Consider the following 24,030-nt stretch of genomic DNA (forward strand, 5'->3'; position numbering starts at 1 on the left):
AGGTCACACAAAGCGAGCCGGGTACGGTAGGCCCGGACGGCAGCCTCCGGTGGCACGGGTGTGCCACCAGGGACCGACGGAGAGGGCTGGTAGGTAGCTATGGAAGAGCCGCGTCGCCTCGGCGGCCGGTACGAACTGGGCCAGGTGCTCGGTCGCGGCGGCATGGCGGAGGTCTACCTCGCGCATGACACCCGCCTCGGCCGCACCGTGGCGGTGAAGACGCTGCGCGCGGACCTCGCTCGCGACCCGTCCTTCCAGGCCCGGTTCCGCCGGGAGGCCCAGTCGGCCGCCTCGCTCAACCATCCCGCGATCGTCGCGGTCTACGACACGGGCGAGGACTACATCGACGGGGTGTCCATCCCGTACATCGTCATGGAGTACGTGGACGGCTCCACCCTGCGTGAGCTTCTGCACAGTGGCCGCAAGCTGCTGCCCGAGCGGGCCATGGAGATGACCATCGGCATCCTCCAGGGCCTGGAGTACGCCCACCGCAACGGCATCGTCCACCGCGACATCAAGCCGGCCAACGTCATGCTGACACGCAACGGCCAGGTCAAGGTGATGGACTTCGGCATCGCCCGCGCCATGGGCGACTCCGGCATGACCATGACCCAGACCGCCGCGGTGATCGGCACGGCCCAGTACCTCTCCCCGGAGCAGGCCAAGGGCGAGCAGGTCGACGCGCGCAGCGACCTGTACTCCACGGGCTGCCTGCTGTACGAGCTGCTCACCGTCCGGCCGCCCTTCGTCGGCGACTCCCCGGTCGCGGTCGCCTACCAGCACGTCCGCGAGGAGCCGCAGGCGCCCAGCGTCTTCGACCCCGAGATCACGCCCGAGATGGACGCGATCGTGCTGAAGGCGCTGGTCAAGGACCCCGACTACCGCTACCAGTCGGCCGACGAGATGCGCGCCGACATCGAGGCCTGCCTCGACGGCCAGCCGGTCGCGGCCACCGCCGCGCTGGGCGCCGTCGGCTACGGCGGCTACAACAGCGACCAGCCGACCACGGCCCTGCGCTCGGACTCCGGCACCGGGGCACCGACGTCGATGCTGCCGCCCATGAACCCGGACGACGGCGGCTACGGCTACGACGAGCGGCCCGACCGCCGCCGCCAGAACCAGAAGAAGTCCAACACCTCGACGATATTGCTGGTGGCGGCCGGCGTCCTGGTCCTCATCGGGGCGATCCTGGTCGGCCGCTCGCTGTTCAGCGGCGGCGGCGTGAGCAACGACACGGTCAGCGTGCCGAACTTCGTCGGCGAGACGAAGTCGACCGCGGAGCGGCTGGCGGAGAACGGCAATCTGAAGCTGGAGTTCACCTCCAAGCCGTGTGAGCAGCAGAGCAAGGGCAAGATCTGCGACCAGGACCCGAACGCCGGGGCCAAGGTCAAGAAGGACTCCGTCGTCAACCTCACCGTGTCGACCGGCGCGCCGAAGGTGACCGTGCCCAGCGTCGTCGGCCTGGACATCGACGAGGCGACGGAGAAGCTGGAGGCCGACAAGTACTCCTTCGAGGTCAAGACGGAGACCCGCGAGTCGCCGGAGGAGGCGGGCACCGTCCTGGAGCAGGACCCGACCACGGGCACCGAGGTCGAGAAGGGCTCCACCATCACGCTGACCATCGCCAAGGCCGAGGCGAAGTCCACGGTCCCGGACGTCATCGGCAAGACCTGTGACGAGGCGAAGGCCCAGATGACGGACAACGACCTCGTGGGCAACTGCGTCGACGAGGAGACCGACAACCCGAACCAGGTCGGCAAGGTGATCCGCACCACGCCGGAGGCCGGCTCCTCGGTCGACAAGAACTCCGCGGTGCAGATCGTCGTCGGCAAGGCCAAGCAGCAGAACGAGCAGGTCGCCGTCCCGAACGTCAACGGGCAGACCCTCAAGGACGCCCAGAAGATGCTCCAGGACGCGGGCCTGGCCGTCGGCAACATCGCCGGCTCGCAGGACCCCAACTCCCGCGTCTTCGGCTCCAACCCGCCCCAGGGCACCCAGGTCCAGAAGGGCACGGCGGTGAGCCTGTTCACCACCGACCAGGGCGGCGGAGGCAACGGCGGCCCCGGCGGTCCGGGCGGCCTCTTCGGCGGAGCCACCGGCAACAAGGACGACTGACCGCGGGCGGACAGGCCCGCTACGGCACACGGCAAGGGCCCCGGCTCCCTCCCAGGAGGGGACCGGGGCCCTTGCGGTTCCTGCTGCTGCAAGTTCCTGTGGCCGACTGCAGTCGCTGCGGCCTACTGCAGTTCCTTCGGCGGTGTCCGCTGGTCGTCCACCTTTTCCGTGCGGACGAGTTCGCCCCAGACCACGTACCGGTACTTGCTCGTGTAGATGGGGGTGCAGGTGGTCAGCGTGATGTAGTGGCCGGCCTTGGTCTTTCCGGAGCCCTTGGGGACCTTGGCGAGGACGTCGACGTTGAACTTCGAGGTCTCCGGGAGGATGTTGAAGACCTTGTACACGTACCACTTGTCCTTCGTCTCGAAGACGATCGGGTCGCCGTTCTCGATCTTGTGAATGTTGTGGAACTTGGCCCCGTGACCGTCCCGGTGCGCGGCCAGCGAGAAGTTGCCCTTCTTGCCGGAGGTGGGCAGCGTCGCCTTCACCGGATCCGTGTAGTAGCCGGCCACACCGTCGTTGAGGACCTTCATCGAGGTGCCCTTCTCGACGAGGATCTCGTCCCCGCTCATCGCGGGCACGTGCAGGAAGCCGATGCCGTCCTTGCTGTCGTAGGAGACCGGGCCCCCGCCGTCGGACTGCTGGGCCCACTGGTCGCGGACCTTGTCGGCCTGCTTGCCGGCCTCCCGGTCGGCCAGCACGTTCGTCCACCACAGCGAGTAGACGACGAACAGGCCGAGCAGCACGCCCGCCGTGATCAGTAGCTCCCCGAAGAAGCTGATCGCCATCGCGAGCGGCCCCATGCGGCGGCGTCCCCTGCGCGGGGCGCGTCCGCGCGTGCCGATGTGCTCTTCGGTGTCGTCGGTGGTCGCTGCCACGTTCCCTCTGCCCTTAGTTGACGAGCGCATCCGGCTTGCCCTTGCTGCGCGGCCGTTCCTCGACCATCTTGCCCCAGACGATCAACCGGTACTTGCTGGTGAACTCCGGTGTGCAGGTGGTCAGTGTGATGTAGCGGCCGGGCTTGGTGAAACCCGACCCCTTCGGAATGGGGTCGAGGACGCTCACATTGCTCGGCGAGGTCACCGGCAGCATCGACGCCATCTTGTAGACGTAGAAGGTGTCCTGCGTCTCCACGACGATCGGGTCGCCCGGCTCCAGCCGGTTGATGTACCGGAACGGCTCGCCGTGCGTGTTGCGGTGGCCGGCCAGCCCGAAGTTGCCGGTCTTGGCGTCCGGCATGGCCGTCTTCAGCGCGCCCTCGGCGTAGTGGCCCACCATGCCCCGGTCCAGCACCCGCTTGCTGCTGATGCCCTCCGCGATCGGCACCACCACGTCAAGCCGCGGGATGTGCAGCAGCGCGAAGCCCTGGCCGGGCTCGAACGCCCCCGGGTTGCGCTTGCCGCTCGCCCACTCGTTCTGCAGGTTGCTGGCCTCCTTGCCGGCCTGCGCCTGCGCCCGCACATTGGTCCACCACAGCTGGTAGGTGACGAACAGCAGCATCAGCACGCCGGTGGTGATGAACACCTCACCGATGGCCCGGCTCAGCATCACCGCCGGACTGGGCTTGCGGGCCTTCGCCCGTCGGCGTGCCTCCGTCCGGGACAGCGGAGCCTCGGGCTCCGAGGAAACCGCGGCGCCCTCACCGGCCTTGTGCGAGCCGCCACGCCGCCCGTGACGGCGCTTGGCGGCCTTCCTGCGGGCCGCGCGCCCCTCGTGCTCGGGCGAAGGGGAGGACGAACGGTCCGCCCGCCTCGGCCCGGGCGGCGGCTCGGGCACCCGCAACGCGACCGTCTCGTCGTCCAGCAGCGGCTCGTAGGCGTCCTGGCGCGGCTCGTAGAGGTCCTGGCGTGGCCCGTGGCCGGCCTGCCCCGGCTCATAGGCGGACTGCCCCGGTGGGTATGGGGACTGCCCCGGCCCACCGGCGGGGGCGTGGGCGTCCCAGGATCCCCCGCCCTGCTGCTGTGCGTATGGCTCCTGGCCGTACCACTCCCCGACCGCATCCGAGCCCTCGTACGACCAGCCGCCGTACGAGCTGCCCTGGCCGCCGGCGCCGCCATACGCGTCGGCGCCGGACTCGCGCTCGGGGCGCAGCGCCGTCACGCCGTGGCCCTGCCCACCACCGGGGCGAGCCCCGCAGACCTCGCCACCGCGTCCTTGTCCCCGCACTCCACCAGCCAGTTGGCCAGCATCCGGTGCCCGTGCTCGGTCAGCACCGACTCGGGGTGGAACTGCACGCCCTCCACCGGGAGTTCACGGTGCCTCAGACCCATCACGATGCCGTCCCGGGTACGGGCGGTCACCTCCAGCTCCGCCGGAACCGTGGCCGGTTCGGCGGCCAGCGAGTGGTAGCGGGTCGCCGTGAACGGCGACGGCAGTCCCGCGAAGACGCCCTTGCCCTCGTGCTCCACCGGTGACGTCTTGCCGTGCAGCAGCTCCGGCGCGCGGTCCACCACACCGCCGTAGGCCACCTGCATCGACTGCATCCCCAGGCACACACCGAAGACCGGTACGCCCGTCGACGCGCAGTGCCGGACCATGTCGACGCACACCCCGGCCTCCTCGGGCGTGCCGGGGCCCGGGGACAGCAGCACACCGTCGAAGCCGTCCTGAGCGTGCGCGGTGGACACCTCGTCGTTGCGCAGCACCTCGCACTCGGCACCCAGCTGGTAGAGGTACTGGACCAGGTTGAAGACGAAGCTGTCGTAGTTGTCGACGACGAGAATCCGCGCGCTCACTGGTTGTCCACCGTCACATCGTTGAAGGGCAGCAGTGGCTCGGCCCAGGGGAAGACGTACTGGAAGAGGATGTAGACCACGGCGATGATCAGCACGAGCGAGATGAGGGCCTTGACCCACCCATTGCCCGGCAGATGCCGCCAGATCCAGCTGTACATGCCGTCCCTTCCGTCGTGCCACGGCACCTGACCCACGCCGTACGCCAACAGACTAACGGCGCAACGCCTCCGGTTTCCCGGCCTCCACAGGCTGGGTGGAGTCCAGATGTGCCCAGACGATCAGCCGATGGCTGTGCCCCCACTCGGGATCACAGGTCGTCAGCGTCAGATAGCGGCCCGGACGCGTGTACCCGGAAGTACGTGGCACAGGGTCGATCACCTCGATGTCCGTGGGCACAGTTTTGTACGGCCCTTTGTCGATCCGATACGTGAACCAGGTCGCCCCGTCCGTCAGCACCACCGCGTCACCGTGTCTGAGCTCGGGGAAGTCCTTGAAGGGGTCGCCGTAGGTGCGGCGGTGGCCTGCCACGGCGAAATTTCCTCGCCCGCCGGGGCGCGCGGTGTCCGCGTAGTGGCCGAGGCCCTTCTTGAGGGTGCCGGTGTCCGTCCCCTCCAGCACGGGCTTGTTCCACGTGAAACCGAAGCGCGGGATGTACATGATCGCGAAAGGCCGGCCGGCGGTGTAGGGCCTCTGCTTGCGCGGGCTCGCGGGCGACCCGGGCAGAGGCCGGGCACGCTCACGCTCCCACTGCGCGCGCAGCCGGTCGATCTGCTCGTCCATGACGCTGTCGGCCCGCACCCCGGTCCAGAACAGCACGTACACCACGAAGAGCACGATCACGGCGCCGACGGTGATGCACAGCTCGCTGACGGTCCTGACGATCACGCGCACCGGCGGCCCCCCGCCTCGCTGGCTACTCCACAGGCTTCGCGTAGTGCAGATCCACTGTGCCCGAGTAGCCGGGCAGAGTCACCGTCCCGTTGTCCTCGACTTTCCAGCCGAGGCCGTACACGTTGACGTAGACCATGTAGTTCTGGATCGCCGGGGACGCCGCCAGGGCCTTCTTCAGCCGCTCCGGGTCACCGACCGCGGTGATCTTGTAGGGCGGGGAGTAGACCCGGCCCTGGAGGATCAACGTGTTGCCGACGCAGCGCACCGCGCTGGTGGAGATCAGCCGCTGGTCCATGACCTTGATGCCCTTGGCGCCGCCCTGCCACAGCGCGTTCACCACAGCCTGGAGGTCCTGCTGGTGGATCACCAGGTAGTCGGGCTGCGGCTCGGGGTAGCCGGGAAGCTTGGCGGTGGCGTCCGGCGGGGCGTCGTTGAGCGTGACCGTGATCGCCTCACCCGTGAGCTTCTGGGTGCCGGCGCGCTTCTCCAGCTCGGCGAGCTTCTTCTGCTCCTGCTCGGTGCTGCCGTCGTCCCGCTCGGCCAGCGCCTCTATCTCCCGGCGCAGCGCGCCGTTGGACTCGTCCAGCCTGCCGTTCTCCCGGCTGCGCTCATGGATCAGGTCGGACAGCTTCAGCAGCGAGGCGTCGGTGCGGATGTCCGTGCCCTTGGCCGTGTTGAAACTGGTGAAGAAGATGAGCCCGGCGAGAGCGAAGACGCCCACGGTGAGGACGCGCACGGGCCGGAAACGGCGCCTGCGGGCAGGGCTGGATTCCGTCCCCGGGAAGTCGGCAGAATTGCTCAACGTACCCTTATCTCCTTCGGCGCCACGGAAGCACTACGCTAACGGACGCCTGGGGAAGCGCTTAAGTCCCCTTGTACGCTGCCCCGAGCCCGACCAGAACCCTGCGCGGCCACGCAGCGCATCGACAGGAGAGACCCTCGTGCCGAAGTCACGTATCCGCAAGAAGGCCGACTACACGCCGCCCCCGGCGAAGCAGACGACTTCGATCAACCTGACCAACAGCGCCTGGGTCGCGCCGGTGATGCTCGCCCTGTTCCTCATCGGCCTGGCCTGGATCGTCGTTTTCTACGTCACGGACGGCTCGCTGCCCATCGATGCTCTGGGCAACTGGAACATCGTGGTGGGCTTCGGTTTCATCGCCGCCGGGTTCGCCGTCTCGACGCAGTGGAAGTAGGCCCGGGCTCAGCTCTGCCCAGGGCTGTTCACTGAGTTATCCACAGGCTTTGTCCACATGGGGAAAAGAAAGACGATCTGTGGATAACTCGCGGGAGGTTGACGCCGGTATGACCGGCCGCCGGGTATCCGAAGACCTGTTCGCCCCCTGTCTGACCTGCGAAAACACGGGCCGGTGACAGGGGGCACAGATGTTCCCGCACCCTGTGCACAAGATCCGCCACTCGCTGTGGACAAAGCCCGCTCAGGTGAGCTGGGCCGTCCTCAGCAGTACCAGGACGACGATGGCAGCGAGCACCAGCGCACAGGTGCCGTACTGGACCAGCGAGCGCTTCTCGCGCGGGGCGTGCACCATCGCGTAGCCCACCACCAGGCCGGCCACCAGACCCCCGATGTGGGCCTGCCAGGAGATGTTGGACCAGGTGAAGGTGAAGATCAGGTTGATCACCAGCAGGGCGACGATCGGCCGCATGTCCTGGTTGAGCCGCCGCATCAGGACCGCGGTGGCGCCGAACAGTCCGAAGACGGCCCCGGACGCGCCGAGCGTCGACGTGGTGGCCGTGCTCAGCAGATAGGCGAGGGCACTGCCGGCGAGACCGGAGATCAGGAAGAGCGCCAGATAGCGGGCCCGGCCGAGCACGGCCTCCAGCGGACCGCCGAGCCACCACAGGCTGAGCATGTTGAAGCCGACGTGCCAGATCTGCTCATGGGTGAACACCGAGGTCAGCAGGCGGTACCACTCGCCGTCCGCGACACCCTCCGTCGGCAGGAACGGCTCCGGGGGCCAGCGGCCGATCAGCACCAGGTCGTTCAGCAGCGGGGTGCTGATCTGGACCGCGATGAACACGGCCAGATTGATGCCGATGAGGATCTTGGTGATCAGGTGGGGGTCGGCCGCGACCGTGCCGCCGGCCAGCGTGCGGGGCATCGAGGCGGAGGGCGCGTGTCCGGTGCCGGACCCGCTGCGGACGCAGTCCGGGCACTGGAAGCCCACCGAGGCGTTGACCATGCACTCCGGGCAGATCGGACGCTCACAGCGGGTGCAGCGGATACCGGTCTCGCGGTCCGGGTGCCGATAGCAGTGAGGGACGCTGTGGGCGTCCTGCTGGCTGCTCGCAGCCTGGTCGTCCATGACATCCCCTCGGTGGTGTGGAAAAGCCCCGCCCCGCCCATCCTTACGGATGAGCGGGGCGATTGGTTCCCTCCGGGGAGCTTTCGCCCCCCGGAACGCCGGATTCTCAGCCCTCGGTGATCTCGATCGTCTCGATCACGACGTCCTTGACCGGACGGTCCGTGCGCGGGTTGGTCTGAGTGGAGGCGATGCTGTCGACGACCTTCTGGCCGGCGGCGTCGGTGACCTCGCCGAAGATGGTGTGCTTGCGGTTCAGCCAGGCCGTGGGGGCCACGGTGATGAAGAACTGCGAGCCGTTGGTGCCCGGACCGGCGTTGGCCATGGCCAGCAGGTAGGGCTTGTCGAAGCGCAGGTCCGGGTGGAACTCGTCCTCGAACTGGTAGCCGGGGCCACCGGTGCCGTTGCCGAGCGGGTCACCGCCCTGGATCATGAAGCCGCTGATCACCCGGTGGAAGACCGTGCCGTCGTAGAGCTTGTCGGTGGTCTTGGCGCCGGTCTGCGGGTGGACCCACTCCCGCTCGCCCTTGGCGAGCTCGACGAAGTTCTTGACCGTCTTGGGCGCGTGGTCCGGGAAGAGCCGGACCTTGATGTCGCCGTGGTTGGTCTTGAGGGTGGCGTAGAGCTGCTCAGCCACGATGTGCCTTCCGTTGTCTTTCCGTGACACCCCGATCCTCGCACGGACCGGGCCCCTCGTCGCCCGGCCTCGGTGCACGGGCGGGCAACCGGGCCGAACAGGTTGCGGAAATCCGCACGAGTCGCTCCGTAGCGGGAGCGCCCGGCGGCGATCCGTGGCATTGTCGGCGACAAGCTCCCGTTGCCCAGGATTCACCCCCTATCGCACTCCATATCGCACCTGATCGCACTTGATCACGTTCGACCGGCACCCGTATGCCCGTCCACGCGTGCCCCGCGGCCGTCCCGCAGGCATGATCCGTAAAAGGGTGGAAAGTCGAAATACCGTACGCCACCGAGGAGGAGGAACCCGTGACCCGCATCGACAGCGTGCGCGCCGCGACCGGTTCGGCGAAGGACAGCGTGCTGCACGCCGCGGAAGTGGTGGCGCCCTACGCCGACACGGCCAAGGTCAGGGCCGCGCACTACGCACACGAGGCACGCGTACGGCTCGCGCCCAAGGTGACGCAGGCCGCAGGGCAGGCCCGCGCACAGTACGGAGCACACGTCCAGCCGTATCTGGAGCAGGCCCGGGCGCATGTGCCACCCAAGGTCGACCTGGCCGCCCAAGAAGCAGCCCTCCGGACGCGCAAGGCCGCGCGTCAGGCGGCGGAGTTCTCCAAGCCGAAGATCGAACAGGCGAGGGCCGCCGCCGGACCGGCCAAAGACGAGGCAGCGGCGCGCAGTGCTGCGGTGCTGGCCGCTCTCCGCGGCCAGGTCTCGGCCAAGCAGATCAACAAGCTCGTCCGCAAGCAGCAGCGGCGCGCCAAGGCCGGGAAGGCAGCCAGGGTGCTGCTGGTGCTGGGCGCCGTCGCGGGCGGAGCCTTCGCCGCCTGGAAGTGGTGGGACAAGCAGGCCAACCCCGACTGGCTGGTGGAGCCGCCGGCCCCGACGGACGTCCCGGAGGGCAGCACGCTCACCGCGGTGGACGGCAGCGGCCAGTCCACGCTGGACCCGGAGGTCCAGGCCAAGGAGGCCGAGGAGGAGGCCGCCAAGCGCGACGACCAGCAGTGAGAAGGAAGCACGGGCTGGGCAACGGCGCGGCAGGAAGGGAGAGTTGACGCTCTCCTGGACGGCCGCGCCGTTTCACGTGAAACGATCTCCACGCGACGACAAAGACCTCTCTCACCGCGTGCCCGCAGGTGGGAGGGGTTTGTGGTTGTGGACTTCATGTGGAATCTGACGCGGAAACGCCCTCCGGCTGGGAGTGCCGGAGGGCGTTTGACCTGCGGTGGAGCCTAGGGGAGTCGAACCCCTGACATCTGCCATGCAAAGACAGCGCTCTACCAACTGAGCTAAGGCCCCGGAAGCAAAGCGTCCACCTGTGGGAATCCCGTCCTGGTGGGCGCCGGAGACCAGAGTACCGGGTCACCCCCGGGATCCCGCAAAAAGATTGGGGTCCCCGTGACCAACCACTCTCCGTAAGATGCTCGGCGTGGTTCGCTACAGCGAACCGCAGTTCTAGGGGAAGCGATGGGGAGACGCAATGGACGCTGCACAGCAGGAAGCCACCGCAAGAGCGCGGGAACTGCAGCGGAACTGGTACGGGGAGCCGTTGGGGACGCTCTTCCGCCGGCTGATAGACGATCTCGGTCTCAACCAGGCTCGTCTCGCGGGGGTTCTGGGACTGTCGGCGCCGATGCTGTCGCAGCTGATGAGCGGCCAGCGGGCGAAGATCGGTAATCCGGCCGTGGTCCAGCGGGTGCAGCTGCTGCAGGACCTGGCCCGCCAGGTCGTGGACGGCAGCGTCAGCGCGGCCGAGGCGACCGAGCGGATGGAGGAGATCAAGAAGTCGTCGGGGGGTTCGGTACTCACCAACACCACGCAGACGACGAACAGTTCGGGGGCGCCGACGGTCAAGCGGGTGGTCCGCGAGATCCAGTCCCTGCTGCGTTCGGTGGCCGCCGCCAGCGAGATTCTCGAGGCCGCGGACGCCCTCGCCCCCACGCACCCCGAGTTGGCGGAGTTCCTCCGCGTCTACGGCGCCGGCCGCACCTCCGACGCGGTGGCGCACTACCAGTCCCACCAGAGCTGACCATCCGCCCGGCCGCCGCAGCGGGTACGGCAGCCGCCGGGCATCGGGGGGACCGACGCACTGGGGGGTTGAGCACATCGGGGGATCGAGCGAGGGGCGGGGGAGTCGTACCGCCCGTCGAGGGGCAGGCAGAGGGGGAGTCACGGGGGCCATCGCTGGGGGAGGAGCGACGTTCAGCCATGGGTGAGGTGTTCGCCGGCCGGTACGAGCTGGTCGACCCGATCGGCCGCGGAGGCGTCGGTGCCGTCTGGCGCGCCTGGGACCATCGCCGGCGGCGCTATGTGGCCGCCAAGGTGCTTCTCCAGAGCGACGCGCACTCGCTGCTCCGCTTCGTGCGCGAGCAGGCCCTGCGCATCGACCATCCCCATGTCCTCGCGCCGACCAGCTGGGCCGCCGACGACGACAAGGTGCTCTTCACCATGGACCTCGTCGCCGGCGGCTCGCTGGTCCACCTGGTGAACGACTACGGGCCGCTGCCACCCGCCTATGTCTGCACGCTGCTCGACCAGCTGCTGGCGGGACTGGCCGCGGTGCACGCCGAGGGCGTGGTGCACCGCGACATCAAGCCCGCCAACGTGCTCCTGGAGGCGACGGGGACGGCCAGGCCACGGCTGCGCCTGTCCGACTTCGGCATCGCCATGCGGCTGGGCGAGCCCCGGCTGACCGAGACCAACCTGGTCGTCGGCACGCCCGGCTATATCGCTCCCGAGCAGATGATGGGCTCGGAGCCGGACTTTCCCGCCGACCTGTTCGCCGTGGGCCTCGTAGCGCTGTATCTGCTGGAGGGCGCCAAGCCGGACGCCAAGGCCCTCGTCCAGTACTTCACGGAGCATGGGACGCCCGGAGCGCCCCAGGGCATTCCGGAGCCGCTGTGGCAGGTCGTGTCGACCCTGCTGCAACCGGATCCGGCGGCGCGCTTCCGTACCGCCACCGGGGCGCGCAAGGCGCTCGCCGCGGCCGCGGAGCTCCTTCCGGAGCCCGGCCCCGACGACGAGCAGATCGAGATCTTCGACCAACTCGGGCCGCTGCCACCGGGGTTCGCGGAGGACGGCCCGGTGAGGCGGGCCTCCGGCGTGACGAGCCCGGGCGGTGGCCGTCCGCCGTCCGGCGGGGAGGACGAGGGCGCCCTCGACGCTCCGCCGTCCCGGTCTGCGGGGGCTCGGCAGTCCGCGGCGGGGGAAGCGGGGGTTGCGGCCGGAGGCCGGATCTCTGCTGGAGCCGGGCGGGCGGGCACGGGTGAGGGGCCGGAAGGCGGGGTGCCGGGCCACCTGGCGGGGTCCGCAGCACCGGGCCATCTGCCGGAGGCAGCACCGGGCCATTTGCCGGAGGCAGCAGGCGAGGGCGTGGGCCGCGCGGGAGCCGGGGGCGGGGCCGGCTCGGCAGATCTGTCCGGGGGCGGTAGGGAACCTGGTGGCCCGGCCGAGTTCTCCGGCAGCGGGGCCACCTCCGCCGGCTTCTCCGTGGGCGGGCCCGGCCTCACGGTCGAACCCGGTTCCACAGGCGGGCCCAGCTCCACGGACGGACCCGGCTTCACGGACGGACCCGGCTTCACGGACGGACCCGGCTCCACGGACGGACCCAGCTCCACGGACGGACCCGGTGCCGCAGACGGGCCCGGTGCCGCAGACGGACCCGGTGCCGCGAACCGACCCGTCTCCGCAGGCAGGCCCGCTGCCGCAACCGGGCCTGGCTACACCGGCTGGCCTGGTTCCACAGGCGGGCCCGCTTCTGCGGGCGGGCGGCCGGTCTCGGCACCCGGCAGCGGAATCGCCGCAGGTCACAGCACCGGCATGGGCACCGGCACCGGAACTGGGGTCGGCCACCCCGGCCCCGGCTCCGTGTCGCCCGGCACCGCCGACCCGTGGCAGCACACCGCTCCCCCCACCCCCGCACCGGACTCCGCTCCCCCCGCCTCCGCACCGCCCGGACTCGCGCCCCCGGGCGGCAGCCCACGCCACCCGCAGGCACCCGAGCAACCGCCCGCCCCCGCTCAGCCCTCCGCTCCGGAGCAACCGGCCGGTATGTCGGACACCGGCAGCTTCCACCTGCCTCCGCCGCCGGCCATGGGCAGCTCCCCCGCCACACCGTTCGCTCCGACCCCGCTCAGCACGCCCCCACCACCGGGACAAGCCCTCCACCACGGCGCACAGCACCCTCAGGCCCCTGCCGTGCCCGTCTCCCCCAACGACCCCACTCATCCGCTGCGCTCCCCCCAGTCGCATCCACCGGCGTATCCCACCCCGGCCTGGCACCAGCCCGCCGAGGCCTTCACTGCTGAATACACCGCCCAGGTCGCGCAGGTTCCCACTCCGAACGCAGCGGTTCCACAGACCGGACCGACCGGCCGCCGGCGTCGCCGTCCGGGCCCTCCGGCCAAGGTGGCCGTGCCCCTCCTGCTGCTCGCCCTGGCCTGCTACGCCGTGGGTTTCTGGGCCCTCACCCAGATCTGACCGCCCGCCCGCAGCGTCGGCCCGCTACGGAGTCGCCCGCCTGCGGGCCACGACCGTCCACACCCCGAGCCCCAGCAGAAGCGCGCTCCCCGTGCCGATGCCGCCCACGGCCAGCGCCCGCATCGCGATGCCGTCGCCGTCCGCCGTGCCCTCGGCCGCCGCCTCCCGGTCCTCGTCCGTGACGGTGAAGATGCCCGCCGGCACGGAATCCCCCTGGTAGCCGGGCCCGTCCTGTGCCGAACCGCCCACCCGTACCCGCAGCACAAACGGCACGGGCTCGTCACCGAACTCCTCCGCCACCTCCGCCGAGAGGTGGGCGACGAGGTAGTAGGAACCGGCGAAGCGCACGGCCGACACCTTGCTGTTGGGCGCCTGCCGGTTGGCGTGGGCCACGGGCGGCAAGGGAGTCAGGCTCTCCGTCTTCTGGCTGCCGTCGTAGCCGATGCCCAGGTCGGCGACGTGGCCGCGGACGGGGTTGTAGAGGTCCAGGTCCAGGGCGGAGGGGACGAAACCGGAGCGGCCGGAGCCCGAGCCGCCCAGCTCGGCGGTGACGTGCAGCTGCTGCCCCCAGTCGACGGGGACCCGGTAGAACACCGTCCGGCCGGGCCTGATGTCGTCCCGCCAGACCCCCTCGCCGATCAGGGCCGCCTCGGCGAATCCCGCCCCGCCCGGCCGCCGCTGCTCCTCTCCCGTGAGGGGATCCGGGGTCGCGGAGTTCCAGGTCCCGGGCGCGCCGGTCGCCCCCTCCTCCTTCACCGGCGGCTCGGAGGCGACGGCGAGCTCCAGCTCCCAGGGCTCGGGGGAGGCTCCTCTGCCGTCCGGGTCGGCGCGCTCGACCGACACATAGTAGGTCCCGGCCTCCCGGCACAGGGATCTTCTCGGCGAGGTCTCCCGAGCGGCCCAGGCGCTGACGGGGCGGGGGCTGCGGCCGGCTCCGAAGGTCGCGGTGTCGAGATCGCACGAGCGGCCGTCGCCGTCCCGCAGGGACACCTTGAGGCCGTCGGAGACCGCGGCGGTGCCGCCCGCCGGCGGAACGGCGGTGACGGAGACGTACGCATTCGACGTCCCGTCGAGCTGGACGCCGTAGTGCACCGGGCCGGACGCCGGCAGGGTGCTGCGATAACTCCGGCCCGCCGTCAGCGTCGGCGCCGCCCCCGTGCTCGCGGCACCCTCGACGCGCTGAGCGTCATCGGCGAAGGCATAGCCCCCCGGCGTTCCCAACGCCGCCCCGAACGTCTTCGGAGCACCACTCGCGGCCTTGTGCCACCCGGAGAACCGCGTGCCACCGGCGGCAGCGTGCGCCGGCTGCCCCGACCCCGGAGCCGCGGCCGGGGCCAGCAGCAGCGCAGTCGTGAGCAACGCCACGCCCGCGCGCCCGCGAGCCACCGGACGCCCCTGTACGAGCCGTGCGCGCCGCCCCCACGCCCTGCACCGCCGTCCCCTCACGCGCCACTCCTCGCTTCCTGCCGGGGCGTCCCTCTGCCTAGGCGTCGGCCCGTACGTGATCATTCATACGCCGCGCCGCCGCCCATCCTGCCCCGCGACGGCGGCCCGTGAGCAAGGTTCACCGCACACAAAACCCCGACCGCAAGCGCGGCCGGGGTCTGTTCAGAGTCGGTTGTCGGTACTCACGAACCCGTGGGCACGGAGTCAGTCGCCTCCGTCCACAGATCCTGCTCGGCGCGATCCGCCTGGATCTGGCGGTACACGAGGAGCCCGCCGATGGCGGCCAGTGCGACCAGGAGAAGCTTCTTCACCGCGCGACCTCGTCTTTCCTTGACGTAGGGGACCTCTGGCGCCCGACTATACACACCGACCGATACCGATCGGTGACCTATGTCGGCCCTCAACTCCCGCCCGCCGCAGCTCTTTAGCCGCTGATCACCTCGATCCGATCGGAGGGTGATCACACCCTCACGGACCGTTGATTTAGCCGATTTGCTCCGTGCTTCTCCTCTTCTCGGCCGCCTTGCGTCCATCCGGGTGGTGTTCATCTGAACATCCACGCGCCACGGGCGTCGGTCCACCACTTCGCGGCCCTCATACACATCATGAGGAAAGTACGCAAATCGCCCAACCCGAAAGTGAGGGGACCATGGCCAAGAACAAGGTCATGAAGCTGTGGACCGTCATCGTCACCGCCTTCCTCGCGCTCTGCACGGCGCTCGGCCTGTCCACCACCACCGCCTCGGCGGCCGTACCGCAGACCGAGACGGCGCGCAACACGGAGCGCGCCGCCGACACCACGGCGGCCCCGGCGGTGCTCCTGCGGTTCTCGCCCCGGCCCAGCGCCTTGCCCCCCACGATGAAGCAGCGCATCCACGCCGAGGCCCACGGCAAATCCCCCCGCTGCCGGCACCTCCTCGCCATGGGCACCAACGCGGACCTGCTGATGTGCGCCCCCGACACGGCGGCCCCATCCGACACCACGTCCCAGCCCGGCACCACACCCCAGCCCGGCACCGCACCCCAGTCCGGCGCCGCTTCCCCATCGGGCCCCTCGACCACCAGCAACACCCCACTCCAGCGCTGACCCCCGGCCGCTCCTACTCCGGCCACCCCCAGCACCCCAGCCATCTCGTGCCGTCCGGCAGTTGAAAGTCCTGGCGAACTTGCGTACAGCCCCACGGCACACGCAGGCCCGGCAGCTCCTCCCCGGAGCAGCCGGGCCTTTCCATGTCCAGCACGGTTCTGTCCAGCACGGTTCTGTCCAGCACAGTTCTGTCCAGCAAAGCCCTATGCGCTTATGCGCGCTCCTCAGCCGCCTCCGCCCCGAGCTTCTCCGCGCGTTCCCGCGGGTCGCACCCCGGGCCTACGCCCTCGACGAGTACGACATCTCCGTCGATGCGGTCGGTCCGCAGGCGGAGGATCTGCTGGTACTCGGGGGACTCGTACCAGACGCGGGCCTCGGCCATTGCCGGGGAACTCTGCGATACGCATCCGGACAGCAGCCGGCAGCACTGACAGCACCGGACGCCAAAGACCCCCGGCCCAATCGGACCGGGGGTCTTTTCGCTGGTGGGGCTAACAGGATTTGAACCTGTGGCCTCATCCTTATCAGGGATGCGCTCTAACCAACTGAGCTATAGCCCCGCCGCGCTCTGCGGTGTGTGTCCCGCGCGCTGACCCCTGAAGATTAGCGCACGAGAGGGGGAGTCCCAAAATCGGTTACCCGGGGCCCGCCGGAGCGGGCTACTCGTCCTCGGCCAGGGTCAGCTCGACGCCGCCCACGAAGCCCGCGGAGAGGTTGTAGATGAAGGCGCCGAGCGTCGCCAGGGCCGTGGCCAGGACGACGTCGATGACCGCGATGATCGTGGTGAACAGCAGCACGTTCGGCAGCGACAGGAAGGACTGCAGGTCGAAGCCGTTCGACTCGTTGGAGCCGGTCGCCTCGGAGATGGTGCCGCCGACGGTCGAGAAGACGCCCATGGCGTCCATCACCATCCACAGGACGGCGGAGGCGACGATCGTGCAGATGCCCAGCGCGATGGAGAGCAGGAAGCTGACCTTCATGACCGACCAGGGGTCGGCCTTGGCCACGCGCAGCCTGGCCTTGCGCACGCGCGGGGTGGTGGTCGCCCCCGTGCGCGGGCGCCGTACCGCGCCGGCCGGTCCCGCCGCGGGCTGCGCCGGGTAGGCCTGCGGCGGGTGGTAGGGCCCCGCCGGCTGCTGCGGGTGCCGCTCCCCGGGCAGCGGTGAGGCCGCCTGAGCGGCGGCGCCCTGGTCCGGCGCGGCCCGCTGCGGGCCTCGGGTGTCCGTCACCGTTCCCCCCTGGGATGGCTGTGGCTTCGGCGAGGACGAGTCGTTCGCGGGCACCCTCACCGGCTTCAGGTTGGTCGTGTGCGGGTCGGGTGCCTGTGCGGCGGAGCCACGGCCACCACCGTCCGTTCCCCTGCCGGTACCGGTCGGTCCGGTGCCCGTGGCTCCGCTCACGCTGACTCACTCCTCGTACTACTCGAACGAGGGCTCCCCGCCCTGGTCCGTGCCGGTCGTCGCCTCGGCGGTGTCTCCGGCCTCGCCGTCGACTTCCTCCGCCTCGCGTCCCGCCTCGGCGTTCCGGGCGATGCCGACCACGGCATCGCGCTTGCCCAAGTTGATCAGTTGAACGCCCATGGTGTCACGGCCGGTTTCCCTGATCTCGTTGACTCGCGTGCGAATCACACCGCCCGACAGCGTGATGGCGAGGATCTCGTCGTTCTCCTCGACCACCAGCGCGCCGACGAGCGAACCCCGGTCCTCCACGATCTTGGCGGCCTTGATGCCGAGGCCGCCGCGACCCTGGACGCGGTACTCGTCGACGGCGGTCCGCTTCGCGTACCCGCCGTCCGTGGCAGTGAACACGAAAGTACCGGGTCGGACAACATTCATCGAGAGCAGTTCGTCTCCCTCGCGGAAGCTCATGCCCTTGACGCCCGAGGTCGCACGGCCCATGGGACGCAGCGTCTCGTCCGAGGCGGTGAACCTGATCGACTGCGCCTTCTTGCTGATCAGCAGCAGATCGTCCTCGGCCGAGACCAGTTCGGCACCGATCAGTTCGTCGTCGGTTCCGTCCTCGCGCTCGCGCAGATTGATCGCGATCACACCACCGGAGCGCGGGGAGTCGTAGTCCTTCAGCGGGGTCTTCTTGACCAGGCCGCCCTTGGTGGCCAGGACCAGATACGGCGCCGCCTCGTAGTCGCGGATCGCGAAGATCTCGGCGATCGTCTCGTCCGGCTGGAAGGCCAGCAGGTTGGCCACGTGCTGCCCGCGCGCGTCCCGTCCGGCGTCGGGCAGCTCGTAGCCCTTGATCCGGTAGACGCGGCCCTTGTTGGTGAAGAACAGCAGCCAGTGATGGGTGGTCGAGACGAAGAAGTGGTCGACGATGTCGTCTTCCTTGAGCTTCGCCCCGCGCACGCCCTTGCCGCCGCGCTTCTGGGCGCGGTAGTCGTCGGTCCTGGTGCGCTTGATGTAGCCGCCGCGGGTGACCGTGACGACGATGTCCTCCTCGGCGATCAGGTCCTCGATGGACATGTCGCCCTCGTAGGGGATCAGCTGCGTCTTGCGGTCGTCGCCGTACTTCTCGACCAGCGCGGCCAGCTCCTGGCTGACGATGCCGCGCTGGCGGACCGGCGAGGCGAGGATCTCGTTGTACTCGTTGATCTTCGCCTGCAGGTCGTCGTGCTCCTGGACGATCTTCTGCCGCTCCAGGGCCGCCAGGCGGCGGAGCTGCATCTCCAGGATCGCGTTGGCCTGGATCTCGTCGATCTCCAGCAGGTCCATCAGGCCGCCGCGGGCGACCTCGACGGTCTCGCTGCCCCGGATCAGCGCGATGACCTCGTCGATGGCGTCGAGGGCCTTCAGCAGACCGCGCAGGATGTGGGCGCGCTCCTCGGCCTTGCGCAGCCGGAAGCGGGTGCGGCGGACGATGACCTCGATCTGGTGGTTCACCCAGTGGCGGATGAACGCGTCCAGCGACAGCGTGCGCGGCACGCCGTCCACCAGGGCCAGCATGTTGGCGCCGAAGTTGGTCTGCAGATCGGTGTGCTTGTACAGGTTGTTCAGCACGACCTTGGCGACCGCGTCCCGCTTGAGCACGATCACCAGGCGCTGGCCGGTGCGCGAGGAGGTCTCGTCGCGGACGTCCGCGATGCCGCCGATCTTGCCGTCCTTCACCAGGTCGGCGATCTTCTGCGCGAGGTTGTCCGGGTTGACCTGGTAGGGCAGCTCGGTGACGACCAGGCACTGGCGGTTCTGGATCTCCTCGACCTCGACCACCGCGCGCATGGTGATCGAGCCGCGGCCGGTGCGGTAGGCCTCCTCGATGCCCTTGCGGCCCACCACCAGGGCGCCGGTCGGGAAGTCGGGGCCCTTGATGCGCTCGATCAGCGCGTCCAGCAGCTCCTCGTGCGAGGCCTCCGGGTTCTCCAGGTACCACTGGGCACCGGCGGCGACCTCGCGCAGGTTGTGCGGCGGGATGTTGGTCGCCATGCCGACCGCGATACCGGCCGAGCCGTTGATCAGCAGGTTCGGGAAGCGGGCCGGCAGGACGGTCGGCTCCTGGGAGCGGCCGTCGTAGTTGTCCGTGAAGTCGACGGTCTCCTCGTCGATGTCACGGACCATCTCCATCGACAGCGGCGCCATCTTGCACTCGGTGTAGCGCATCGCCGCCGCCGGGTCGTTGCCCGGGGAGCCGAAGTTGCCGTTGGAGTCCACCAGCGGCATCCGCATCGCCCACGGCTGCGCCAGGCGGACCAGCGCGTCGTAGATCGAGGAGTCGCCGTGCGGGTGGTAGTTGCCCATGACGTCGCCGACGACACGGGCGCACTTGTAGAAGCCGCGCTCGGGGCGGTAGCCGCCGTCGTACATCGCGTACAGCACGCGCCGGTGGACGGGCTTGAGGCCGTCCCGGACGTCCGGCAGCGCACGCGAGACGATGACGGACATCGCGTAGTCGAGGTACGAGCGCTGCATCTCCGTCTCGAGCCCGACGGGCTCGACACGCAGGGCCAGGGTCTCGCCCTCGGGCGTGGTGACAGGGGTGTTCTCGTCGGTCATTGCTGGTGAAAGTCCTTCCGGGTGCGGTCAGCTGAGACCGACTCAGATGTCGAGGAAACGGACGTCCTTGGCGTTGCGCTGGATGAACGCGCGGCGGGCCTCGACGTCCTCGCCCATCAGCACCGAGAACAGGTCGTCGGCCTGGGCGGCGTCGTCGAGCGTGACCTGGCCGAGGACGCGGTGCTCCTGGTCCATCGTGGTGATGCGCAGCTCCTCGGCGTTCATCTCACCGAGACCCTTGAAGCGCTGCACCGAGTCCTCGCGGATGCGCTTGCCTGCCTGGCGGCCCATCTCGATCAGCGCGTCCCGCTCGCGGTCGGAGTACGCGTACTCGAAGTCGTCCTTGCCCCACTTGATCTTGTAGAGCGGCGGACGGGAGAGGTACACGTGCCCGGCCTCGACCAGCGGGCGCATGAAGCGGAACAGGAAGGTCAGCAGCAGGGTGTTGATGTGCTGGCCGTCGACGTCGGCGTCCGCCATCAGGATGATCTTGTGATAGCGGAGCTTGCTGATGTCGAAGTCCTCGTGCACGCCGGTGCCGAACGCGGAGATCATCGCCTGGATCTCCTGGTTCTGCAGGATGCGGTCGATGCGCGCCTTCTCCACGTTGAGGATCTTGCCGCGGATCGGGAGGATCGCCTGGTACTCCGGGTTCCGGCCGGACTTGGCCGAGCCGCCCGCGGAGTCACCCTCGACGATGAAGATCTCGCACTTGGTCGGGTCGTTCGACTGGCAGTCGGAGAGCTTGCCCGGCAGGGAGGCGGTCTCCAGCAGGCCCTTGCGGCGGGTCAGGTCGCGCGCCTTGCGGGCCGCCACCCGCGCGGTGGCCGCGGCGATGCCCTTGCGGACGATGTCCCCCGCCTCGTTCGGGTTGCGGTCCAGCCAGTCGTTGAGGTGCTCGTAGACCGCCTTCTGGACGAAGGTCTTGGCCTCCGTGTTGCCCAGCTTGGTCTTGGTCTGGCCCTCGAACTGCGGCTCGCTCAGCTTGACCGAGATGATCGCGGTCAGGCCCTCGCGGATGTCGTCACCCGTGAGGTTGTCGTCCTTCTCGCGCAGCAGCTTGCGGTCGCGCGCGTACTTGTTGATCAGCGAGGTGAGCGCCGCGCGGAAGCCCTCCTCGTGGGTGCCGCCCTCGTGGGTGTGGATGATGTTGGCGAACGAGTAGACGCCCTCGCTGTAGCCGGTGTTCCACTGCATGGCCACCTCGAGGGACAGGCTCTTGTCCTTGTCCTCCGCCTCGAGGGAGATCACGCTGGGGTGCACCACGTCTCCCTTGCGGGAGTTGAGGTACTTCACGAAGTCGACGATGCCGCCCTCGTAGTGGTACGTGACGGTCTTGGCCTTCTGCTCCTCGGCCAGCTCGTCCGCGCCGGCCTCGTCCGCACCGGCGGTGGCCTTGGCCGACTCCCGCTCGTCGGTGAGCCGGATGGTCAGGCCCTTGTTGAGGAACGCCATCTCCTGGAAACGCCGCGAGAGCGTCTCGAAGGAGTAGTCGGTGGTCTCGAAGATGTCCGGGTCGGCCCAGAAGGTGACGGAGGTGCCGGTCTCGTCCGTCGGCTCGTGCCGCTGGAGCGGAGCCGTGGGCACGCCCATCTTGTAGTCCTGCGTCCAGCGGTAGCCGTCGGTCTTGACCTCGACGGACACCCGGCTGGAGAGGGCGTTGACGACGGAGACGCCGACACCGTGCAGACCACCGGAGACCGCGTAGCCGCCGCCGCCGAACTTGCCGCCCGCGTGCAGCACGGTCAGCACGACCTCGACGGCCGGCTTGCCCTCGGAGGGCACGATGCCCACCGGGATGCCGCGGCCGTTGTCGACGACGCGTACGCCGCCGTCGGCGAGGATCGTCACATCGATGGTGTCCGCGTGCCCGGCCAGCGCCTCGTCGACGGAGTTGTCGACCACCTCGTACACGAGGTGGTGCAGGCCACGCTCACCGGTCGAGCCGATGTACATGCCGGGTCGCTTGCGGACCGCGTCCAGACCCTCGAGGACGGTGATGGCACTGGCGTCGTACGACACGGCGTCTGAGCCCTCGGCGACTCCGGCCGGGGCCTCGGTGGACGGGATGTTCTCGTTGGGGTTGCCGGAATCGGCCACGAAGCGCCCTTTCTGGCACAGCACGAGCCGGGCTCGTCGGCGGTCGCCGTGAGCGGCTGCGGCATGTTGCGTCGGTAAGCCTTGATCAGCGTTGCTCAGCTTCTCCCGGACGGTCCCCACGTTTGGGGCGGGATCGTCTTCCAGTCTACCGGTAGCGCTGACATCGATGGGGCTTTGCGGGTCCCTGAGCCCTCATATGCCGCCCTGAACCGCCCTCGGCCGACTCCCGATATGCGGATGGGGGCTCCAAGGGGCTCACAAGGGCACTCAGCGCTTCCGCCCGTCAACCTTCCGCGACGGCTCACCGGCGGGGTGTGCGAAGGGACGCCCGGGGGCCGGAACGAGGGGTTCCGAAACGGCGCGAAAGGGGGCCCGCAGAACGCGTCGTCCCAGTTCTGCCGAGGTCCTCCCGGCGTGCGGGACCGCCCGGGCACGCGCCGGGGGCCGTACTTCGTGATCAATACACCTAGCCGTACGTGTCGCCGGGGCCGGTGCTGCCCGGGGCGCGGAGGGGGCCGTAGCGACGGGTGGGGGCGCTGGGGCCGTTGACCTTGATCAGGCGGACCGTGCCGTGGCCCAGGTCCTCGTTGAGCCGGGCGACCAGGGTGGGGGCGAGCAGCCGCAGGTTGGTCGCCCAGGCCGTGGAGTCGCAGCGGACGAACAGCACCCGCTCGTCCTCGTCGTACCGCTCGGGCTCGCAGTGCTTGGCCACGTCCTCGCCGACGATCTCCGGCCAGCGGCCCATCACCCCGCCCACCGCGGCCGGTGCCTCCCAGCCGCGCTCCGCGATCAGCCGGTTGATCGCCGGGCCCAGTGGCATCGGGTCGCGCCGGTCGGTGCGCGCGCCGGAGCGCAGGCCGCCGCCGCGGCGCGCCTGCTGCTTCTGCTGTGCCGCCTCTCCCCGGGCGCGCGCCGCCTCCCTGGCCGCGCGCAGGGCCACCCGCGCGAGGTCGACACCGGAGGGCTCGGGTGTTCTGCCGGGGTCCTTCGTGCCGTCCGGGCGGTCCGTGCCGCTCCGGGGCGTCTCGGGCTCGCTCATACGCGCTCCACCGTCCCCTCGGCCACGGCGAAGCGCGCCCCGGACAGCACATGGGGGACGTCGTCGTCGACGGCCGCGGTCACCAGGACCTGCTCACCGGGCGCCACCAGCTCGGCCAGGCGCTCACGGCGGCGGGTGTCCAGCTCGGCGAAGACGTCGTCGAGCACCAGCACCGGCTCGTTGCCCTCGGCGCGCAGCAGGTCGTAGGAGGCCAGGCGCAGCGCCAGGGCGCAGGACCAGGACTCGCCGTGGGAGGCGTAGCCCTTGGCGGGGAGCTGGCCCAGCTTGAGCAGCAGGTCGTCGCGGTGCGGGCCGACGAGCGTGACGCCCCGCTCGATCTCCTGCTTGCGGGACTCGGCGAGCGCGGCCAGCAGCTGCTCGAACAGGTCCTCGCGGGTGTGCGCCTCGCCGGGCGCGGACGCCTTGTACTCCAGGGCCACCGGTCCGCCGCCGGGCGCCAGCTGCTCGTACGCCTTGTCGGCCAGCGGCTGCACCGCGGCGATCAGGTCCAGGCGCTGGGCGAGCAGCTCGGCGCCGGCCCGGGCGAGGTGCTGGTCCCAGACGTCGAGGGTGGACAGGTCCATGGTCCGGCCGCCGTGCCGGCGGGCCAGCGCGGCCGACTTCAGCAGGGTGTTGCGCTGCTTGAGCACCCGGTCGTAGTCGGAGCGCACCCCGGCCATGCGCGGGGAGCGGGCGGTGATCAGCTCGTCCAGGAACCGGCGCCGCTCGCCGGGGTCCCCCTTGACCAGGGCGAGGTCCTCCGGCGCGAACAGCACGGTGCGCACGATGCCGAGCACGTCCCGGGGCCTGACCTGCGCGGACCGGTTGATGCGGGCGCGGTTGGCCCGGCCCGGGTTCAGCTCCAGCTCCACCAGCTGCTGCCGGTCACCCTGGCGCACCTGGGCCCGGATGATCGCGCGGTCGGCGCCCATCCGGACCAGGGGGGCGTCGGAGGAGACCCGGTGGCTGCCGAGGGTGGCGAGATAGCCGACCGCCTCGACCAGGTTCGTCTTGCCCTGCCCGTTCGGGCCGACGAACGCCGTCACCCCCGGGTCGAGCGGGAACTCGACCCGGGGATAGGAGCGGAAGTCGGCCAGCGACAGATGCGTGACGTGCATGGTCGTTCGCCGAC

Annotated in this window: 22 protein-coding genes and 2 tRNA genes; 6 read left to right on the forward strand and 18 right to left on the reverse strand. The window is 69.9% G+C overall.

Translation table 11 applies throughout. From position 1 onward, the window contains the following. The first annotated feature begins 99 nt into the window (after positions 1 to 99). Positions 100 to 2,115 (forward strand): Stk1 family PASTA domain-containing Ser/Thr kinase, encoded by a 2,016-nt coding sequence (pknB, locus tag ABD198_RS09800; protein ID WP_343999421.1) that lies wholly within the window; start codon positions 100 to 102, stop codon positions 2,113 to 2,115. Between the two features lie 122 nt (positions 2,116 to 2,237). On the opposite strand, the gene ABD198_RS09805 is transcribed toward pknB, so the two are convergent. Genes ABD198_RS09805 through ABD198_RS09830 form a run of 6 tightly spaced genes read right to left on the reverse strand, consistent with a single transcriptional unit; the run spans position 2,238 to position 6,543 of the window. Next, the gene (locus ABD198_RS09805; protein ID WP_343999423.1) at positions 2,238 to 2,993 is read right to left on the reverse strand and encodes a class E sortase; all 756 of its coding nucleotides are present in this window, start codon (positions 2,991 to 2,993) and stop codon (positions 2,238 to 2,240) included. 13 nt (positions 2,994 to 3,006) lie between these two features. Beyond that, positions 3,007 to 4,215, reverse strand: coding sequence for a class E sortase (locus ABD198_RS09810; RefSeq protein ID WP_343999425.1), 1,209 nt, complete (start codon positions 4,213 to 4,215; stop codon positions 3,007 to 3,009). Then, positions 4,212 to 4,850, reverse strand: coding sequence for an aminodeoxychorismate/anthranilate synthase component II (locus ABD198_RS09815; RefSeq protein WP_343999427.1), 639 nt, complete (start codon positions 4,848 to 4,850; stop codon positions 4,212 to 4,214). Before ABD198_RS09815 ends, ABD198_RS09810 begins: the two co-directional genes overlap by 4 nt. After that, positions 4,847 to 5,008: a hypothetical protein gene (locus tag ABD198_RS09820; protein WP_206317402.1), complete on the reverse strand. Its 162-nt coding sequence runs from the start codon at positions 5,006 to 5,008 to the stop codon at positions 4,847 to 4,849. Before ABD198_RS09820 ends, ABD198_RS09815 begins: the two co-directional genes overlap by 4 nt. A gap of 52 nt (positions 5,009 to 5,060) precedes the next feature. After that, positions 5,061 to 5,741: a class E sortase gene (locus ABD198_RS09825; RefSeq protein WP_343999431.1), complete on the reverse strand. Its 681-nt coding sequence runs from the start codon at positions 5,739 to 5,741 to the stop codon at positions 5,061 to 5,063. A gap of 22 nt (positions 5,742 to 5,763) precedes the next feature. Further along, entirely contained in the window at positions 5,764 to 6,543 is a 780-nt protein-coding gene (locus ABD198_RS09830; RefSeq protein ID WP_343999433.1) for a DUF881 domain-containing protein, read from the reverse strand. Between the two features lie 139 nt (positions 6,544 to 6,682). Here ABD198_RS09830 and crgA point away from each other — a divergent pair, with 139 nt between their 5' ends. Next, a complete protein-coding gene (gene crgA, locus ABD198_RS09835) occupies positions 6,683 to 6,937 on the forward strand; it encodes a cell division protein CrgA (protein WP_167995042.1) in 255 nt (84 codons plus the stop codon). A gap of 243 nt (positions 6,938 to 7,180) precedes the next feature. On the opposite strand, the gene ABD198_RS09840 is transcribed toward crgA, so the two are convergent. Both ABD198_RS09840 and ABD198_RS09845 read right to left on the reverse strand, forming a co-directional pair. Then, positions 7,181 to 8,068 carry a rhomboid family intramembrane serine protease gene (locus ABD198_RS09840; RefSeq protein WP_343999436.1) on the reverse strand — a complete coding sequence of 296 codons (888 nt, stop codon included), beginning with the start codon at positions 8,066 to 8,068 and terminating at the stop codon, positions 7,181 to 7,183. Between the two features lie 106 nt (positions 8,069 to 8,174). Continuing rightward, positions 8,175 to 8,702: a peptidylprolyl isomerase gene (locus ABD198_RS09845; RefSeq protein ID WP_343999439.1), complete on the reverse strand. Its 528-nt coding sequence runs from the start codon at positions 8,700 to 8,702 to the stop codon at positions 8,175 to 8,177. Between the two features lie 350 nt (positions 8,703 to 9,052). Between ABD198_RS09845 and ABD198_RS09850 the strand changes: the two genes are divergently transcribed. Beyond that, positions 9,053 to 9,754 (forward strand): DUF5324 family protein, encoded by a 702-nt coding sequence (locus ABD198_RS09850; protein WP_343999441.1) that lies wholly within the window; start codon positions 9,053 to 9,055, stop codon positions 9,752 to 9,754. A 218-nt stretch (positions 9,755 to 9,972) separates the two neighbouring features. On the opposite strand, the gene ABD198_RS09855 is transcribed toward ABD198_RS09850, so the two are convergent. Next, positions 9,973 to 10,045: transfer RNA gene (locus ABD198_RS09855), tRNA-Ala, on the reverse strand. 181 nt (positions 10,046 to 10,226) lie between these two features. Between ABD198_RS09855 and ABD198_RS09860 the strand changes: the two genes are divergently transcribed. Then, on the forward strand, positions 10,227 to 10,775 hold the full coding sequence (locus tag ABD198_RS09860; protein WP_343999443.1) for a helix-turn-helix domain-containing protein: 549 nt from the start codon (positions 10,227 to 10,229) through the stop codon (positions 10,773 to 10,775). A gap of 179 nt (positions 10,776 to 10,954) precedes the next feature. Continuing rightward, positions 10,955 to 13,225, forward strand: a complete 2,271-nt coding sequence (locus ABD198_RS09865; protein ID WP_425580446.1) for a protein kinase domain-containing protein — start codon at positions 10,955 to 10,957, stop codon at positions 13,223 to 13,225. Between the two features lie 24 nt (positions 13,226 to 13,249). On the opposite strand, the gene ABD198_RS09870 is transcribed toward ABD198_RS09865, so the two are convergent. Both ABD198_RS09870 and ABD198_RS09875 read right to left on the reverse strand, forming a co-directional pair. Further along, entirely contained in the window at positions 13,250 to 14,446 is a 1,197-nt protein-coding gene (locus tag ABD198_RS09870; protein ID WP_343999445.1) for a hypothetical protein, read from the reverse strand. A gap of 407 nt (positions 14,447 to 14,853) precedes the next feature. Further along, the gene (locus ABD198_RS09875; protein WP_003999697.1) at positions 14,854 to 14,982 is read right to left on the reverse strand and encodes a DLW-39 family protein; all 129 of its coding nucleotides are present in this window, start codon (positions 14,980 to 14,982) and stop codon (positions 14,854 to 14,856) included. Between the two features lie 338 nt (positions 14,983 to 15,320). Between ABD198_RS09875 and ABD198_RS09880 the strand changes: the two genes are divergently transcribed. After that, positions 15,321 to 15,758: a DUF6344 domain-containing protein gene (locus ABD198_RS09880; protein WP_343999451.1), complete on the forward strand. Its 438-nt coding sequence runs from the start codon at positions 15,321 to 15,323 to the stop codon at positions 15,756 to 15,758. Between the two features lie 211 nt (positions 15,759 to 15,969). Here the strand turns inward: ABD198_RS09880 and ABD198_RS09885 are convergent, their stop codons facing one another. The 7 genes from ABD198_RS09885 to recF all read right to left on the reverse strand — a co-directional run bounded on the left by ABD198_RS09885 (position 15,970) and on the right by recF (position 24,016). Continuing rightward, positions 15,970 to 16,140, reverse strand: coding sequence for a DUF1330 domain-containing protein (locus ABD198_RS09885; protein WP_343999453.1), 171 nt, complete (start codon positions 16,138 to 16,140; stop codon positions 15,970 to 15,972). Between the two features lie 101 nt (positions 16,141 to 16,241). After that, positions 16,242 to 16,318 (reverse strand) — tRNA-Ile (locus ABD198_RS09890). Positions 16,319 to 16,417: 99 nt separating this feature from the next. Beyond that, positions 16,418 to 17,158: a DUF3566 domain-containing protein gene (locus tag ABD198_RS09895; protein ID WP_343999455.1), complete on the reverse strand. Its 741-nt coding sequence runs from the start codon at positions 17,156 to 17,158 to the stop codon at positions 16,418 to 16,420. Between the two features lie 18 nt (positions 17,159 to 17,176). Then, positions 17,177 to 19,759 carry a DNA gyrase subunit A gene (gene gyrA / locus ABD198_RS09900; protein ID WP_343999457.1) on the reverse strand — a complete coding sequence of 861 codons (2,583 nt, stop codon included), beginning with the start codon at positions 19,757 to 19,759 and terminating at the stop codon, positions 17,177 to 17,179. 42 nt (positions 19,760 to 19,801) lie between these two features. Next, positions 19,802 to 21,883, reverse strand: a complete 2,082-nt coding sequence (gene gyrB, locus ABD198_RS09905; protein WP_343999459.1) for a DNA topoisomerase (ATP-hydrolyzing) subunit B — start codon at positions 21,881 to 21,883, stop codon at positions 19,802 to 19,804. A gap of 442 nt (positions 21,884 to 22,325) precedes the next feature. Further along, a complete protein-coding gene (locus ABD198_RS09910; RefSeq protein WP_343999461.1) occupies positions 22,326 to 22,898 on the reverse strand; it encodes a DciA family protein in 573 nt (190 codons plus the stop codon). Next, positions 22,895 to 24,016, reverse strand: coding sequence for a DNA replication/repair protein RecF (gene recF / locus ABD198_RS09915; protein ID WP_343999463.1), 1,122 nt, complete (start codon positions 24,014 to 24,016; stop codon positions 22,895 to 22,897). The genes ABD198_RS09910 and recF overlap by 4 nt, the downstream gene beginning before the upstream one ends. Between the last annotated feature and the right edge of the window lie 14 nt (positions 24,017 to 24,030).

This window comes from Streptomyces thermocarboxydovorans (assembly GCF_039524635.1).
Taxonomy (GTDB): Bacteria; Actinomycetota; Actinomycetes; order Streptomycetales; family Streptomycetaceae; genus Streptomyces; species Streptomyces thermocarboxydovorans.

Bases quoted from the DNA above. Each gene is read 5' to 3' on its own strand.
- ABD198_RS09865 (WP_425580446.1), top strand. From the start codon at position 10,955: ATGGGTGAGGTGTTCGCCGGCCGGTACGAGCTGGTCGACCCGATCGGC.
- ABD198_RS09910 (WP_343999461.1), bottom strand. From the start codon at position 22,898: ATGAGCGAGCCCGAGACGCCCCGGAGCGGCACGGACCGCCCGGACGGC.
- ABD198_RS09885 (WP_343999453.1), bottom strand. From the start codon at position 16,140: ATGGCCGAGGCCCGCGTCTGGTACGAGTCCCCCGAGTACCAGCAGATC.
- gyrA (WP_343999457.1), bottom strand. From the start codon at position 19,759: ATGACCGACGAGAACACCCCTGTCACCACGCCCGAGGGCGAGACCCTG.
- recF (WP_343999463.1), bottom strand. From the start codon at position 24,016: ATGCACGTCACGCATCTGTCGCTGGCCGACTTCCGCTCCTATCCCCGG.
- ABD198_RS09860 (WP_343999443.1), top strand. From the start codon at position 10,227: ATGGACGCTGCACAGCAGGAAGCCACCGCAAGAGCGCGGGAACTGCAG.
- ABD198_RS09840 (WP_343999436.1), bottom strand. From the start codon at position 8,068: ATGGACGACCAGGCTGCGAGCAGCCAGCAGGACGCCCACAGCGTCCCT.
- ABD198_RS09880 (WP_343999451.1), top strand. From the start codon at position 15,321: ATGGCCAAGAACAAGGTCATGAAGCTGTGGACCGTCATCGTCACCGCC.
- ABD198_RS09820 (WP_206317402.1), bottom strand. From the start codon at position 5,008: ATGTACAGCTGGATCTGGCGGCATCTGCCGGGCAATGGGTGGGTCAAG.
- pknB (WP_343999421.1), top strand. From the start codon at position 100: ATGGAAGAGCCGCGTCGCCTCGGCGGCCGGTACGAACTGGGCCAGGTG.